This is a genomic window from Ulvibacterium marinum, from assembly GCF_003626755.1.
Taxonomy (GTDB): Bacteria; Bacteroidota; Bacteroidia; order Flavobacteriales; family Flavobacteriaceae; genus Ulvibacterium; species Ulvibacterium marinum.
Genome location: NZ_RBCJ01000001.1, coordinates 1,482,967 through 1,498,859, shown reverse-complemented (window position 1 = coordinate 1,498,859; position 15,893 = coordinate 1,482,967). Strand labels below are relative to the sequence as shown.

The window sequence follows — 15,893 nt, the reverse complement described above, 5'->3', positions numbered from 1 at the left end:
TTTAAAAATTAACCCTAACTCCAACTCCTATACTTTTGGTCTGTGGTATCTGTGACCACTCTAAACCAGCGGTATTTCCGCTCCTGCCGTCCGTAAAGTTTACCTCGGGGTCGGTAAATGAATCGGATATCAGAAATAGGTTTCGGCCTGACACATATACCGATGCAGAATTAATAAACGATTTACCAAGGGCTTTTTCAGGGATGTCATAATTTAAAATTATCTCACGCAATCTTACAAACGAGGCATCTTGCAATGACTGTTCGGTAGGATTGAACGCACCAATACTATTGTAATAGGCAAAGTCTTTTTTTATGGGAATGTCATTTTCGCCAGTAACCACAGGGTTACCATCTACCAATGTCCCTTTGACACCCGGGATTATATCGTCTACCTCACGATCGTTGGTTACACCGGCAAGTCCTCTCCATCTGGTTTCCACGAATGATTGGGAAAACATTTGACCTCCTGATCGCCAGTCTATCTGGAATGACAACGATAGATCCTTATAAGTGAAATTGTTAATGAAGTTCATTTCAAAGTCGGGAAGCGCAGACCCAATAATTTTTCTTTCCGTATCAACAATGGGAAAACCAAATCCTGATGCATCTGGGTCGCTTTGAATTACAGGTTGCCCGCTAGCCGGATCTTCAACATAAGATAGGCCTATAATAGAAGGGTAATCAAAGCCCTCTTCGGCAACTATAATCCCACTATTGATATCAATTCGTTCAACGCCTTCTACCAAACTAACCACCTTATTATCAACAGTGTTAAAGTTTGTAGTAAGGTTCCAGGTGAATGACTCATTTCTAATTGGGATTAGGTTTAAAATGACCTCGTGGCCTTTTGAGGAGATTTCCCCTGCATTCCTGATTTCGTTCTCCGCACCAGTTGAAAGAGGCAATGGTACTTCAAAAATTTGACCTTCGGATATACTGTTGAAATATGTGTAATCAATGGATAATCGATCATTAAAAAAACGGAAGTCAAATCCTAATTCATAGGACTTTGTGTTCTCTGGTCCGAGATTCGGATTGATTCTAGTTGTTTGTTGCGAAAATGAAGCGATTCCGTTGAATGGAAAATTAAATCCTCCTGGATTGTTTGATACGAACCCAGTGCCATTCACGAACAAAGGTCCTGCCTGACCGACTTCGGCCCAAGTAGCCCTGATTTTTCCAAAGGACATTGCATTTTCCAGTTTCGGAAAAATATTGGTCAGAATAAAACTTGTGCCAACAGAGGGGTAAAAGAAGGATCGGTTGTCCACTGGCATATTCGAAACATAATCATTTCTTCCAGATGCGTTTAGGTATATCTTATCCTGCCATCCCAAATTCATATTGCCGTAGAAACCTACTATCCTTTGCCTACTTTCGAAGTTTGAGCCATTTATGATCGTAGCATTTGCTAAGTTCGCCCAACCACCTGTAACAAAATTTGATCCACTTGAGATTTCTGAATTCCTTTTTTCATCAAAAATTTCATTGCCGACCACCAAATCAAGTAAAAAATCTTTACCTAGTTCTTTATTGTATGACAAGAATAAATTCGAATTGAGCTGAGTCGCTTTTTGGTTCTGAATAGAAATTCTTCCTCCACTAGGAGGGTTTGTTCGTCCAGCCTGACCGGTTCCAAGCTCCCTAAAATCCTCGGTCCGTGAAGTAAAATTATCGACTCCAAAACGATAGTTAAGCGAGAGATCATCGGTTATCTGATAATCGAATAAAATATTCCCAAGGGTTCTAGGCCTTTCGGTGTTTCTGTAATTATTATTGACTACCCAATACGGGTTATTCTGAGTACTTCTAAAATATTGTTGGAGGTAAGGATCGTTTTCATTGGCAAATGCAGTTCCGGCTAAATTATAGGAAGGAGGAACATCGGTTAAGCTTCGGAAATAGTTATTGTTGCCCGTTAAATCTGGATAATCGTTATAATTCAGGTCGGAATAATTGAACGAAATCGTAGTACTGAACCTTTCGCTGACGTTCAATTTCCCATTAAAGTTTAGGTTGGTTCTACGTAAATCAGTACCAGGAATGATTCCCTCCTGAGAATTATGACCGACCCCTAAAGAATAACTGCCAATTGTTCCCACATTTGATATCGACAAGTTGGTATTGGAGGTGCTTCCTGACCTGTAGAACGCCTTATCGTTATCATAAGACCTTGCTACCTCTTCCTGTCCCAGATTGTTGGTGTAAGTTCCAATTTCACTTATTCTAGGGCCCCATGAAAATGGTCCATTCACATTAAGTTCGCCATTTGCTCCTTGGGCAAACGTCGTCTGTAAATCCGGCAAATATGCGACATCATCAATACTATAAAAAGTTTCCAAACTAATAGTGGGCTTTCCGTCTATGGATTTTCCACTTTTTGTGGTAATCAGCACAACACCGTTCGATGCCCGAAGACCGTACAATGCGGATGCAGCAGGCCCTTTGAGAACGTTGATCGATTCAATATTGTTTGGATTGATGTCTTGTATATTACCGGATATGGGCGCACCATCTACCACGAATAGAGGTTGGTTGTTTCCAGTTAGCGATCTACTGCCCCGAATTTTTATTGATGGAGATCTTCCTGGCATACCACTACTAAGATTGACCGATACACCAGCAACTTTACCTTGCAGTCCGTTAAGTACGTTAGGGTTTCCCACTTGAGCTAAATCTTCTCCCCCGACTTCCTGTGTAGCATATACTACGGCTTTTTTAGATTTTCGAATGCCAAACGATGTAACAACCACTTCATCAAGTCCTTGGGCACTTTCTTGTAGTACTACATTAATTGTACTTTGCCCATTGACCGCTATTTCTTTGGTGGCAAATCCTATATACGAAACTAGCAGAGTGGCATTTTCATCTGAAATTTCAATGGAAAAATTACCGTCGAAATCCGCCGTAACACCTTTGATCGTGCCTTTTTCAATGATATTTGCTCCTGGAAGTGGGGTTCCGTTTTCATCCTTGACCGTACCGCTTATTTCTCTGTCTTGAAATCTATCGGGCGTAATTTTCCTTTGTGTCAAGACAATCTGATTTCTATTGATCTTAAAATCAAAATTTGCCTTCTCAGCTAATCTGTTCAAAACTTCCCTGACAGTTTCCTTATCCGCGTTTACGGAGGTTTTTTGAGTATCGTCTATTTCCTTGACATTATAAAAGAAGCTATAGCCTGTTTGCGCCTTTATTTCGTTTAGAACACGTTTTAATGGGGCATTGTCGTAATTAAATTCCATTTTCTTTTGCGACATCACCGTGTTGGCCGATAACTGGAACAGCATAAAGGAAACCACAAGAAAACAAAACTTCATTTTAAAATTCAATTTTTGGCCGCGCACTTTCATACGAAAGTCGTCCTCGTCACTTTTTTTCATAATTTTGATTGTCTTTGATTGTTAGTACTAGATATTAATGGTCGATTAGATAAGGGGAGTGCTCCAACACTTCCCTTTCTTTTTTACTTCGTTATAGTAATCACATTTTGGTTTATTTCATATTCGAAAGCTGTACTTAAGGAGATTGTTTTAAGAATGGTTTCAATATCCTCGTTTACAAATTCTCCCTTATAAATTTCATCGTTCAAACTTTCGGCCTTGTTCACGAATTTTACAAAATACCTTCTTTCGAGCTTGACCAATAATTCCGAAAATTTTAGATTATCAATGACCAGACGGTTCTGCATCCAAGCGGTATAAATATTAGTATCGACTTTTGCTTTATTAAAGTGGTTACCGAATTTATCATACTTGGCCTGAAAACTTGGAGTCAATTGTATGTCGTTTTCCGGGGTTCTGGTTTCATAAACGCTGACCGACCCTTCCACCAAAGTCGTAGCTATATAGTCGTCCGTTTCATAGGAAGAAATATTGAATTTGGTACCGAGTACTTTAACGTCTACCTCTTGCGTATTCACAATGAAAGGTTTGTTTTTGTTTTTGGCAACATCAAAAAAGGCCTCGCCCTCCAAATAGACAATTCTATTTTTAACCGAATTCAGGAAATTTTGTGGAAACCGAAGTTTTGAACCCGCATTTAACCAAACCATGGTACCATCTGAAAGTTTTAACTTGAAAGTTTGACCAAATGGTATAAAAACCTCGTTGTATGCCGGAGTAATTCTTGACAGCTCCTTTGCCTCATCAAACACTAGGGTGTTTCCTCCTTTACTGGCTACAATTTTACCGTTCGCATCAGTTACCTTTTCATTTCCCTCTGAACTTAGCACCTTGGCAGTTCCGTCGGCCAGTTTGATAATAATATCATTGCCGGTAGGTTTTTTTTGCTCATTTTTAACTGCATCTATTGAAATTTCTGAACTAGTAGGAAGTAGTTGCCGCTTAGCCAAAAAACCAATGGCAAACAAAATGGCGAACATTGCAGCATATTTCAATACCGCGTGGAAAAGCTTCGGAGTTTTATTCCTTGATTTCAGATTTTCGGAAAATCTTTTGTAGGCCAAGTCGGCATCAAAGTCAACTGATATTTTTCGATTTGATTCTTTGATGCGATTTCTAAAAAAGTTTAGGTTAGCCTCACTTTCTAGAATCCACTTCTCTAGGGTTTTCCTTTCATCAGAGGAAATAGTCCTATTAATAAACTTATCGATTAACAAATGATATTTGGACATTCAGTAATTACTTTAACTAAAAGATGCAGTAATCACAAAAAACCCCTACGCATTTTTTATTTTTCTTAGATTTGATTTACTATTGGGTCAATATGGACGAACAGAAATTAATAAAAAGATTACAAAAAGGTTACGAGGAGGCCTATCGGTTTTTGTTCTCGGAATACTATGATTGGCTATGTAATTACGTTTATAACTTATGTGAAAATCGTTCTTTAGCTGAAGATATTGTTCAAGACGCTATGGTCAATTTTTGGAAAAAAAGAAAGTCAATAATCATTACCACATCGCTTAAGAACTATCTGTTCAGAACTTGCCATAACCAATTCTTGCAGCACATTCGAAGACAAAAAATTCAATTTGACTCTTTGGATAAAATAAGATGGGATGTTATCTCGGAGGTGACTTTGGAAGAAGATCTTTATGATTTTAAAATGGAGAAGTTGAACAAGCTGATAAATCAGTTGCCTCCTCGCTGCAAGGAAATATTTGTTCAAAATAAATTGGAGAAGAAAAAATATAGAGAAATAGCTATGGATATGGGAATTTCAGTGAAAACTGTCGAAAATCAAATGTCCAAAGCACTCCATTTTTTAAAGACTAATGCCACTACTTTTATGCTGTAAAATTAGGATGGTTACAGTCTAAATCATTTATACTAAATGGGCCAAGATTTAAATTGCCTCTCATTATCGATAGCTACACTATTTAAGAAATTAACCCTGAATTTTTTAAAATATTGGGTAAATTGGTAACGTAGTAGGTATTCATTAAAAAAGGTTGATTAACGAAGCCAATCGTTCTTAGTTTCTTCATCGGGGATACCTCAAAAATGATGTAATTAAAATAATCCTAACCTGTTTGAACGTTTATGATTAATCCTATTCCTTCAATCTCCTTGTAGATATGGTTTCCGAATAGCGAAGTTCTCCGTTTCGCCCATCAAAATACTGAAAGATAACCTGGGGATATTCGTAGGCCACCCAGCGTTGGGATCCTACTTTTTTCGGGCTGTTGAATACGTTGTTTATCTGTACCACGCAGTAGTGCGGATATTTTCGTTCCGATCTGGGGATGTCGTTCAACAGAAAACTGGACCAAAGGATATCCATCTCTCTTTTGTCAAATTTAAAAGGGCCCGATTTAGGTCTATTACCTTCGTCCAAAAGTTGGTGGTTGAGCGAGTTGTGAGGGCCGGAACAAAATTCGTAAATCTGGTCCGTAATTTTTATCGCAAAACTATTATGGAGGTCTCCGGTCAGCACAAAAACTGGTCTGTCGAGTTCTTCCCAAAAAGAGATTAGTTTCTCGCGCTCGTCCAAAAATACGGTCCATGACTCATCCTTGTTGTTGGCCATGGCATAGCCTCCGGCTCCGATATGCGGAATCATGAAGGGCACGGAAGAAACAACAAAAAAGAAATCCGCCTCACTTTTATCCATTTCTGTTGTCAGCCAAGTGTATTGTTCCCGGCCCAACATGGTCAGCCCGGGCTTGTCCCTTTGGGAAGTGTCATGCCACTCGCGGTTCGTTCTGGTATCCAGTAGAAAAAAATCGCAATTGGCCACCGTAAATTTACTATATGATTTTCTGCCTATGGAGTACGCCCCTTTACCATTGGCCGGTGCATTAGGCGAAATCTTCAACCTATGCTTGTCTATTTTCCCTAAAATATCATAGACCATGGAATTTGGGTTACCGTCGTTCAACGAATCCAATTTAATGTCATCGACCCCTGCGGTCGGGGTACCCCAATGTACATGCAGGTTAGCTATCTCATCCATGTTCAATTGGTCAAAATCTGATTTGGAGTCATAGAGCACATTTGAATTTTTTTTGAACCTGGCACTGCCAAAATGCACCTTTTGTCCAAAATCAATGGGATTCGCCCAGCCTAGGTAATCGTACCAAGCGGCCGTGCCGATATCCCTGAACACTGTTCTACGATCTCTTCTCCCGGCTGTGCCTGCTCCCCAAATATCGTTTACCAATTCATGATCGTCGAAGGTAAAGTAGGAGGGTATAGACCGATGCCAATCCATTAAATTTGTTCCTCGGGACATGTAGATCCTATAATTTTCCCAAACTCCCGTGATTGTTGGGGCGTGGGTCACTATATCGGGTTGCCGGCTCTTTGAAATTTCTTGCTGCGCCAACCATACCGAAGCAGGTTGATCCCGATTTTCTTCATATAACCAATCGCCGTTCATTATGGCAAAATCGATATTGTCTTTTAATTCCCTAAGCATTGTCGTGTAAGCGGGTAGACTTGGCCCAATGCTATTATCCGAATTCTGACTTGCACAAGAGCCGAATTCAAACCTGAAATTGAACAACCCTTTAGGATTGTATTCTGGGTCAATATGATCTTTGATGGAAGGAAGCGTTTTAAAAGTTCCACCAAGTCGGTCGCCATTCCTATTATACCCAACTTCATAATTATAATGGGTATCGGGGTAAAGATTTTTTAAAGTTACCCATCCAGCATTGTCATCAGATCGATACGTAAATCCGAAAACTTTATCTACAATATTTAAGTGCGATTCTGACTTGGAATATGTAACTGTAAATTTACCGGGAAATCCGGTTCGTATCCATATTCGAATTGTACTATCCGTAACATGTCCTAAAATCGGACCATGTGTAATATTTTCTGCCGTACGTTCTTGCGCAACTCCAATAGACAAAATAAATAATGCTGTCATCCATAATATTAAGGTTAAAAAAAATCGAATTTTTATCATATTTGAAATATTTCTAGTTCATTTAATTAATTTCGATTCTAATTGAAGTCGATTTGATAAGACTCTCGGCCATTCTTCTTTATTCCAATTTTCCTTAAACCTCATCAAGTATCCATTATATGACTTTCCAACCAGGCATTGTCCGTTTTATGCTATAGCACTTGGCTTCCAAAGGTTATTAGAAGGAGGATTCTAAATCAAAAGAATTAAGAAACCAGTATAATGTACAAAATTTACTTGCGAATGTAAATTAAAAAAATTAATTTTCACACGTGTTCTGAAAGATGTATGGAAGGAACATTAAAAACCCCAACAAGGGAGTATTCTTACGAACAGATGATTCCATAGGTATTCCTAATAGTAGAACTACTTATGTACACCGAAGAATTATAGAAAAATTTTCAAAATGAAAAAGACTGTTTTCGGTACTTTATGCATTCTTCTGGCTTACGGCTTTACGGATTATACTCAATTTGCCCAAAGACAAGTGCAAGAATCGCTCAGGAAGAGGCCGAATATTATCCTTATTGTGGGCGATGACCTTGGGTACGGAGATATCGGTGCCTACGGCAGCACATTCAATAATACTCCTAACATTGATCATTTAGCAAAGCAAGGTTTAAAATTTACCGATTTTCATGCGAACGCCCCGGGCTGTAGTCCGACACGTGCGGCCATTATGACCGGACTATATCAGCAAAGAGTAGGCATTACCATGTGGATAGGTGCCGATGAGGAGACGGGTATACCCGATGAAAAAACGACCTTACCAGAATATCTACAAGCGAAAGGTTATACAACAGGCCTGTTTGGAAAATGGCACTTGGGCAATGATTACCCGAGCTCGCCGATGAAAAACGGTTTCGACCATTTTAAGGGATTTATGAGGGGGAACGTCGATTACCATTCCCATGTAGCCCAGATGGGTGCCCTTGATTGGTTCGATAAAAGAGACACCCTAAGGGAAAAAGGGTACTCTACCGATCTGATCACAAAATATGCTACTGATTTTATCGCCGAAAACAAGGAAAATCCATTTTTTCTTATGGTAAGCCATGCGGCTCCCCACTATCCATATCAGGGAAGAAACGATACGATCGAACGCACGATAGGGGGCACTTTCGAGACCTACGGCAGCCGACCCGATAAAAGGGTCGCCTACAAAGAAATGGTGGAAGCCATGGACGAGGGCATCGGTCTCATCATAAAATCTTTGGAGGAAAAAAACCTGCTTTCCAATACTTTGATTATTTTCTGTTCTGACAACGGGGCTTGGAAATATGGCTCGAATGCACCGCTTAATGGCATGAAGGCGGGGCTTCTCGAAGGCGGGCATCGTGTTCCGGGCATTTTCTATTGGAAGGATAAAATACCAGCAGGCACGGTTGACGAGACTGTTATGACCATGGATATCTATCCAACGTTAGTCGATTTTTTGAAAGGAGAGAAGAATGAAGTGGACATTCCATCTGACGGTACCAGCTTTCTGCCACTCCTGTTCAATCCCAAAAAGAAGATGCCGGAAAGACCTTTATTTTGGGAATTTGCATCACAAGAGGCTGTTCGTCTGGGCAATTGGAAATACATCAGGAACGGTCCGGACGAATACCTGTTCAATCTAGAAAACGACCTTTCCGAAAGCCACAACCTGTATAATGAAAATTTAACGAAGGCCGACCGGATGAGGGCTTTGTTGGAAGAATGGAAAAAAGAGGTCGCCATTGAATAGCAGTTAAGAACTCGTTCGGTTATAGGTTGGTCGATCGGCCGACGAAGCTGAAGCCAAAAATCATCATACTACTATGAAACATACTTTATACTATCTCTTAATTGTCGTATTGGCCGTATTTTCTTCCTGTAAGGAGAAAACCGAAAAAGCAATCGAGAAAACCCAAACCAAACCGAACATACTTTTTATTTCAGTGGATGATCTTAGGCCTGAACTAAATGCATTTGGGGCTTCCCAAATCATTTCCCCCCATATCGACAGGTTGGCAAACGATGCGATGACTTTTAACCGTGCGTATTGCAATATGCCCGTTTGCGGGGCTTCACGGGCCAGTATTTTAACTGGCATCTATCCGACCCCGACCCGATTTACCGATTACAAGACACGGGTCGATGAAGAGGCGCCGAAGGTGACCTACCTTCCCGAATACTTTAAACAGCAGGGGTATTTTACCTCGACCATTGGCAAAATATTCCATCATCCTGATGACGGCATGCGCAGTTGGTCCGAGACTCCTTACCGACCCGATTACCCGAATGATATTGCGCAACAGGAACTTTGGCGCGATTACCAGAACAAAGAAAATGCATGGACGAAGACCACGGATCTTCCTCTGGGCGGTGCGGGGCCTGCTTGGGAGGTCGGCGAAGTAACCGACAGTGCGTACTATGACGGAAAGACTACCGAACTCGCCCTAAAAAAATTGGAAGAGCTCACACAAAAAGACGAACCCTTCTTTTTCGGGCTGGGCTATATCCGGCCACATCTACCCTTCGTTGCACCAAAAAAGTATTGGGACCTCTACGACCCTCAAACGATCATGCTTCCCGAACATCCCAATCTGCCCAAAGATTCGCCGGCCGGGGCTTGGCATAATTTCGAGGAGCTTCGGGCCTATGCGAATATTGCCAACGATACCCTGCCCATTCCCAAAGACCAAGTGCTGAAACTACGGCATGGGTATTATGCCTGCGTCAGCTATATCGACGCACAGATCGGCCAGGTTGTTGACAAACTCAAAGAATTGGGTCAATACGAAAACACCATCATCGTGATATGGGGCGATCATGGGTGGAGTTTGGGCGAACACGGACTCTGGTGCAAGCACTCCTGTCTCGAAAAAGCCCTGCGCACTACCCTTATCATCAAGCCTCAAGGTTCGGATAAAGTGGGCAGTTCAGATGCACTGGTAAGTTTGATAGACGTGTACCCCACGTTGAGCGATATGGCGGGACTTGAAATTCCCGATCATTTAAAAGGAAAAAGTCTGGCTCCATTATTTGAAAATCCCAACGAAAAAATAAACGATTACCTCTTTAGCCGATACGAAAACGGGGAGACCGTAAAGGGAGACCGCTATATCTATACACAGTATTTCGATGCGGACGGCAAGTTCGAATCGCACATGCTCTATGACCACAAAAACGACCCGGAGGAAACAATCAATATTGTGGATGCATCCGAACATGCGGAAACCGTCGCCCGGCTAAAAGCGGCTTTGAAAAAACACATGACAGACCGTTCTTAGAACTTTGTTACTAAGATTGCCGTAGGCGGGGTGTAGCAAAAGTTGTGTGCTTTTTAAAAGAGTAAAAATTTTCGATGATTGGTTTGGTTTTCCTACTTAGTAAGAATCTGTCCCCTCTCCTCGGGAGAGGGCTAGGGAGAGGACTTTTTTGCGAGTTTAAAAAATGTTAGTATTAAAATACAGTATGGAACCTAAAACCTTAATTTGAACAAGTCCTGAATAGACCCTGCGATATGGCATCCGAAGAAAATACTATCCTTACGACAATCAAGAAAAAGCTGACCAGTTTTGGGCCGGCCTTTTTTATCATAGGATATGTCGTGGGCACAGGAAGCGTTACCTCGATGGTTGTCTCCGGGGCAGATTACGGGCTGCGGCTGTCATGGGCGCTATTGCTCTCGTGTTTCTTTACCTATTTTTTAATCATCGCCATTAGCAAACTTACAATCGTATCGGGCAATTCGCTGCTCTATAATTTTAAAACGCATTTTGGAAAACCGCTGACCCTTTTTATAATGTTGGCCGTTCTGGTGTTGATCATTTCATCGATTGTCGGAATTATGGGGATCGTCACCGAAGTGGTGGTAAAGTGGTTATCGGAGCTTAGTGATGGAGCTATTGCTACATCCGAAATCGCAGTCGCGTTGTTTTTCATCTTTATTTTATTAGTTCTCTTTTGGAGGGGCAAACATGCGTCTTTTCTTAATATTATGACCGTATTAGTATCGCTTATGGCACTTTCGTTTGTGGTTACCAGCGTGGTCGTGCTTTTCAATCCTGAAATGGCATTTTCGGCACTCTTTGAGAAAAAAGACAGTATTTCAGAAACAAACGGCAGCATCGAATTGGTCATCGCAGGACTGGTAGGCACTACGATGGCGGCCGTGGTTCTGGTATCCCGCAGTATTCTGGTCGAAGAAGAGGGGTGGAAATTATCGGACCTTAAACGTGAAAATAAGGATGCCGGGGTGTCGATGGTACTGACCTTTATCATCAGCTTGGCGATTATGATCAGTGCCGCAGGTACGCTCTACGTAACCGATTTTAAAATCGAGAACGCCATAGATATGATGAACGCCTTGGTGCCCGTCGCAGGGGAATTTGCCATGTCTTTGTTCGCCATCGGTATTATCGCTGCGGCTTTATCCTCCATTTTCCCGAACCTCTTGCTTTTTCCTTGGTTATGGTCGGACTATAACGAAACACCACGAAAATTGGACAAACCGATGTACCGGATAATGGTGGTCTGTATCGCCCTTGCAGGCATGGCCATCCCGATTTTCGGGGGCAAACCGATATGGATATTGATCGCATCGCAAGCTTTGAGTCCGTTCGTGATGCCTTTGATTACCCTGTTTCTTATCATCCTTTTAAACCGTAAAAACGTCATGCAACAATACAAAATCGGTTGGGCCATGAACTTGGCGCTGGTCTGCACCTTTATTTTCAATTGTTATATGTTAACAATCGCATTGAGCGGCCTATCGGATTATATGAAATGATGCTTATTTAAAATAGATTCCTTAAAATGTATAAAGCTATATTGACATGAAAACAAAAAAATTGATCCAAAGCCTGATACTGGCATCCTGTATCTGTTTTCTGGGATATGGAAAAAGTACCATTGACCCGGTGCAATCCTATGAAGTGTACCAGAGTAACGATTCCATTTTCGTTAGGGGCCAGATCGATTTCAAAACAAAATATGCTTCTGTCTCCGCGGACGAATCCCTACAGTTTGCCCTCGATGCGCTGAAGGAAAAAGGCGGGGAAGTATTGGTACATAACGGACGGTATGTGCTTGGAAAGCAAATCGAACTGTATTCGGGTATTCAGCTGCGCGGAAAGGGCACGGCCACTGTTTTTATGCTTGCGGGTTCCCATCCGACCGGCATTGCCTTTCATGCAGCGGAAAAAAATAGAGTACATATTTCCGATATTTCCATCGTAAACAAAAGGGAAACAAATAACAGGGCCCGTATCGGTATCGACCTCGATCATTGCGGCGACTGTTTGGTGGAGGATGTGTTGGTCGTAGGTATGAAAGAATACGGCATCAAGCTGCACAACGATTCCTTTTTATGCGAAATTCGGGGCGCACGAATTGCGGATTCGGGAATCAGCGGCATTTTTGTACTGAACATCGACCAAGGTGGGCGGGGCGGCGACTTTGTTTCCAACCTCATATCGAACTGTATCATTTACGGGGGCAACAAGGGGATCCTGACCGACCGCACCATGGTGCTCAACATTACGGGCTGTCAAGTATACCAGACCAAAGGGGTTGCCTTTCACATTAGCAACTGGAGCAACAGCGTGGCCATTACCGGATGTCGTACCTTTCAGATTTCCGATGACGCGGTGGTCGTCGAAGGCTCCCATGAAATCAATATGAGCGGCAACATTTTTTGTTGGCATACCGGAAACGGAATCGTACTGAAAAATGCGGTATGGGGCAGTATAACAGGAAACAATATAATAGATACGGGCAGCGTCAACGTTTTTGACGAAACCGAGGACAAGTTTATAAAATCGGGCGATCGCCCATTTCAGAAGCCCATAGAAGACGAGAATGCCTATACATTGTATACGGCCATCGTAATCAAGGAGGAAAGCAAAGGACTGGTCGTCGGAAACAACGCCATTTTTAACTGGCATGTATTGCCCCCCATGAAACACGGTATAACGGAGGACAGCTCGTGCATCAACAACGTGATAACGGACAATTCCATAAATTTCTGTAAGGACGAGGGCGTCGTTGCCAATGGTAAGGGTTCAAAAATCAGCAACAATATGGTATACGGGGATGAACCTTACATACAGCCCCATGTAAAAAAGTACCAATTTTTTGACCCTAGGGTGCTGAATTCTTTTATTGAGGAATTAAAGGAATTTTAGGACAATGGTCATGAAATAAACTCTTTCAGCGGAAGACGGAAGTAAATTCAAGGTAAATTTAATAAATTCATTGTTCAAAATCGAATATGTTCAAGATTATAGACGCTAATTCGGCAGTTCAAAAAATCAGGGATGGCGACAGCTTGGCCATTGGCGGTGCCGGTGCCGGTCATGCCGTGCCCGATCGGCTGTTACAGTGCCTGGGAGAACGGTATGCCCTGGAAGGGCATCCCAAAAAACTTACGACCATTCATCCCTGTGGAATTGGGGACAATGACAAACGGGGACTGAACCATTTGGCCCAAGAGGGGCTTATCGATACCGATTTTGGGGGTTTTTGGGGCAATGCGCCCAAAATGTGCCGATTGGCCAAGGAACATAAAATAAAAGGTTATAATCTTCCCCAAGGTGTTTTAAGCCATTTGATGCGGGCATCAGCCTCAAAAAAACCGGGTATCATCACAAAAGTCGGGCTGCATACTTTTGTCGATCCGCGGGTCGAAGGCGGAAAAATAAATGATATTACCACCCAGGATTGGGTCCGGGTCATGCAAATCGATGGGGAAGAGTACCTGTTTTACAAATCGTTTAAGATCGATGTTGCATTTATCCGTGGCACGTCCATCGATTCGGAAGGCAATATCACGATGGAAGAAGAGGTCGGCTCATTTTCGATGCTGTCTATCGCCCAGGCTGCCAGGACCAATGGCGGTATCGTCATCGCCCAAGTAAGGAACATTGAAAGGGGCCATAGTGATCCCGGCCATGTAAAAGTACCGGGCAACCTTATCGATTTTGTGGTACACGAGCCCGAACAGGAAATGACCTTTTTATCAAAATTTGATGCTGCACTGGTGAAAAGAAATGTCGAGTATACGAGCGATGAACTACAATTGCACGGTCCAAAACGTGTCATTATCCGTCGGGCTGCCCTGGAATTAAAAAAAAGAAGTTTTGTTAATTTGGGCTATGGCATGTCCGACGGGGTACCCATAGTAGCAGAGCAGGAAAAGATAGTCAACGATATTAGCTTTATGATCGAGCAAGGGGCCAGTGGGGGCATACCCACAACGGGCTTGAATTTCGGGGCCATGTACAACCCCTCTTCCATTGTCGATGATGGGTACCAGTTCGATTTTTTTCAAGGGGGCGGGCTCGATATCGCCTTCTTGGGCTTTGCCCAGATCGACAAGCACGGTAATGTGAATTCAAGCCGTTTCGGAAATGTACTTACGGGCTGTGGGGGATTTATCGATATTTCCCAAAATGCGAAGAAGGTGGTCCTTACCGGTACATTTGCGGTAAAGTCAAATCAAGAGGTGACCGAGAACGGTATTGTAATAACCCGTCCGGGGAAGTTCAAAAAATTTGTAGACCAAGTGGAACAGATTACCTTTTCAGGAGATTATGCCCGGGAGAATGGGCAAGAAATCCTTTATGTCACGGAAAGGGCCGTTTTTAAAATGTCCGAAAAGGGACTGGAATTGATCGAAATTGCTCCGGGTGTCGATTTGCAAAAAGACATTCTGGATATGATGGAGTTTGAACCGATTATCAGTAAGAACTTGAAAACCATTGACAATTCCGTTTATCAAAATGGAAAGACCTTGAATCTAAAACAACTATTATCCTAAGTTATTGATATGATTTTGACCGATTTGAACGAAGGGATTTTAACGATTACCCTGAAGAATCCTTCCAAAATGAACTGTATGGGCTTTGAAATGCTCCATGGGTTGAAGGATGCAATAACTAAGGCTCAAAAGGACACTGAAATTGAAGTGGTCGTTTTGAAAGGAGCTGGCGAGCGGGCATTTTCTTCCGGTGCCGACACAAAAGAATTCGCAGCACTTTCGCCCCCTGAAGTAGAAAAATGGATTCGGTCGGGCAACGATATCTTTAACCAACTCGAACAGTTGCCCAAACCTACCGTAGCCTTTCTTAACGGATATGTCATGGGCGGTGGATTGGAGCTTGCTTTGGCCTGTGACTTTCGGCTGGCCACTTCTTCCGTGGTCATTTCCAGTCCCGAACTCGGTAACGGCTGGTTGCCCGGTTGGGGCGGCATGACCCGTTTGCGTAGACTTATCGGCGAAGCAAATGCCAAAAGAGTGGTCTTGTTGTCTGAAAGGTTTGATGCCGAAAGTTCAAATCGATTAGGACTTCTAACAATACGCATGACCGATGGCAAAGAGGCCGAAGAGCTTCAGAGTTTCGTTGATGGATTAAAATCCAAAAACAGTAAGGCCTATGGAATGGCAAAGCTCGCCCTAATGGACGTTAACAGAACAACTTCCGGTACCGCTATCGATTTTGACATACTTGCCGTAAGCCTTTCCAGAGAAAACTAATAGAA

Annotated in this window: 10 protein-coding genes; 7 read left to right on the top strand and 3 right to left on the bottom strand. The window is 42.4% G+C overall.

The genetic code is table 11. The features are described 5' to 3' along the window. Position 1: 1 nt before the first annotated feature. Entirely contained in the window at positions 2-3,385 is a 3,384-nt protein-coding gene (locus D7Z94_RS06420) for a SusC/RagA family TonB-linked outer membrane protein (RefSeq protein ID WP_120710659.1), read from the bottom strand. Positions 3,386-3,468: 83 nt separating this feature from the next. After that, on the bottom strand, positions 3,469-4,638 hold the full coding sequence (locus tag D7Z94_RS06415) for a FecR family protein (protein WP_120710658.1): 1,170 nt from the start codon (positions 4,636-4,638) through the stop codon (positions 3,469-3,471). Positions 4,639-4,730: 92 nt separating this feature from the next. Here D7Z94_RS06415 and D7Z94_RS06410 point away from each other — a divergent pair, with 92 nt between their 5' ends. Next, entirely contained in the window at positions 4,731-5,264 is a 534-nt protein-coding gene (locus D7Z94_RS06410; protein WP_120710657.1) for an RNA polymerase sigma factor, read from the top strand. A gap of 255 nt (positions 5,265-5,519) precedes the next feature. Here D7Z94_RS06410 and D7Z94_RS06405 read toward each other — a convergent pair whose 3' ends face one another. After that, positions 5,520-7,343: an alkaline phosphatase D family protein gene (locus D7Z94_RS06405; RefSeq protein WP_211341748.1), complete on the bottom strand. Its 1,824-nt coding sequence runs from the start codon at positions 7,341-7,343 to the stop codon at positions 5,520-5,522. Positions 7,344-7,788: 445 nt separating this feature from the next. Here D7Z94_RS06405 and D7Z94_RS06400 point away from each other — a divergent pair, with 445 nt between their 5' ends. The 6 genes from D7Z94_RS06400 (at position 7,789) to D7Z94_RS06375 (ending at position 15,888) form a co-directional block, all read left to right on the top strand. After that, complete coding sequence (locus D7Z94_RS06400; protein WP_120710655.1) at positions 7,789-9,111, top strand: sulfatase-like hydrolase/transferase; 1,323 nt, start codon at positions 7,789-7,791, stop codon at positions 9,109-9,111. A 73-nt stretch (positions 9,112-9,184) separates the two neighbouring features. Continuing rightward, positions 9,185-10,639: a sulfatase gene (locus D7Z94_RS06395; RefSeq protein WP_120710654.1), complete on the top strand. Its 1,455-nt coding sequence runs from the start codon at positions 9,185-9,187 to the stop codon at positions 10,637-10,639. Between the two features lie 233 nt (positions 10,640-10,872). Then, entirely contained in the window at positions 10,873-12,141 is a 1,269-nt protein-coding gene (locus tag D7Z94_RS06390) for an NRAMP family divalent metal transporter (protein WP_120710653.1), read from the top strand. 46 nt (positions 12,142-12,187) lie between these two features. Further along, complete coding sequence (locus D7Z94_RS06385) at positions 12,188-13,537, top strand: right-handed parallel beta-helix repeat-containing protein (protein WP_120710652.1); 1,350 nt, start codon at positions 12,188-12,190, stop codon at positions 13,535-13,537. Positions 13,538-13,623: 86 nt separating this feature from the next. Beyond that, complete coding sequence (locus D7Z94_RS06380; RefSeq protein ID WP_120710651.1) at positions 13,624-15,171, top strand: acyl CoA:acetate/3-ketoacid CoA transferase; 1,548 nt, start codon at positions 13,624-13,626, stop codon at positions 15,169-15,171. Between the two features lie 9 nt (positions 15,172-15,180). Further along, the gene (locus tag D7Z94_RS06375; RefSeq protein ID WP_120710650.1) at positions 15,181-15,888 is read left to right on the top strand and encodes an enoyl-CoA hydratase/isomerase family protein; all 708 of its coding nucleotides are present in this window, start codon (positions 15,181-15,183) and stop codon (positions 15,886-15,888) included. Positions 15,889-15,893 lie beyond the last annotated feature (5 nt).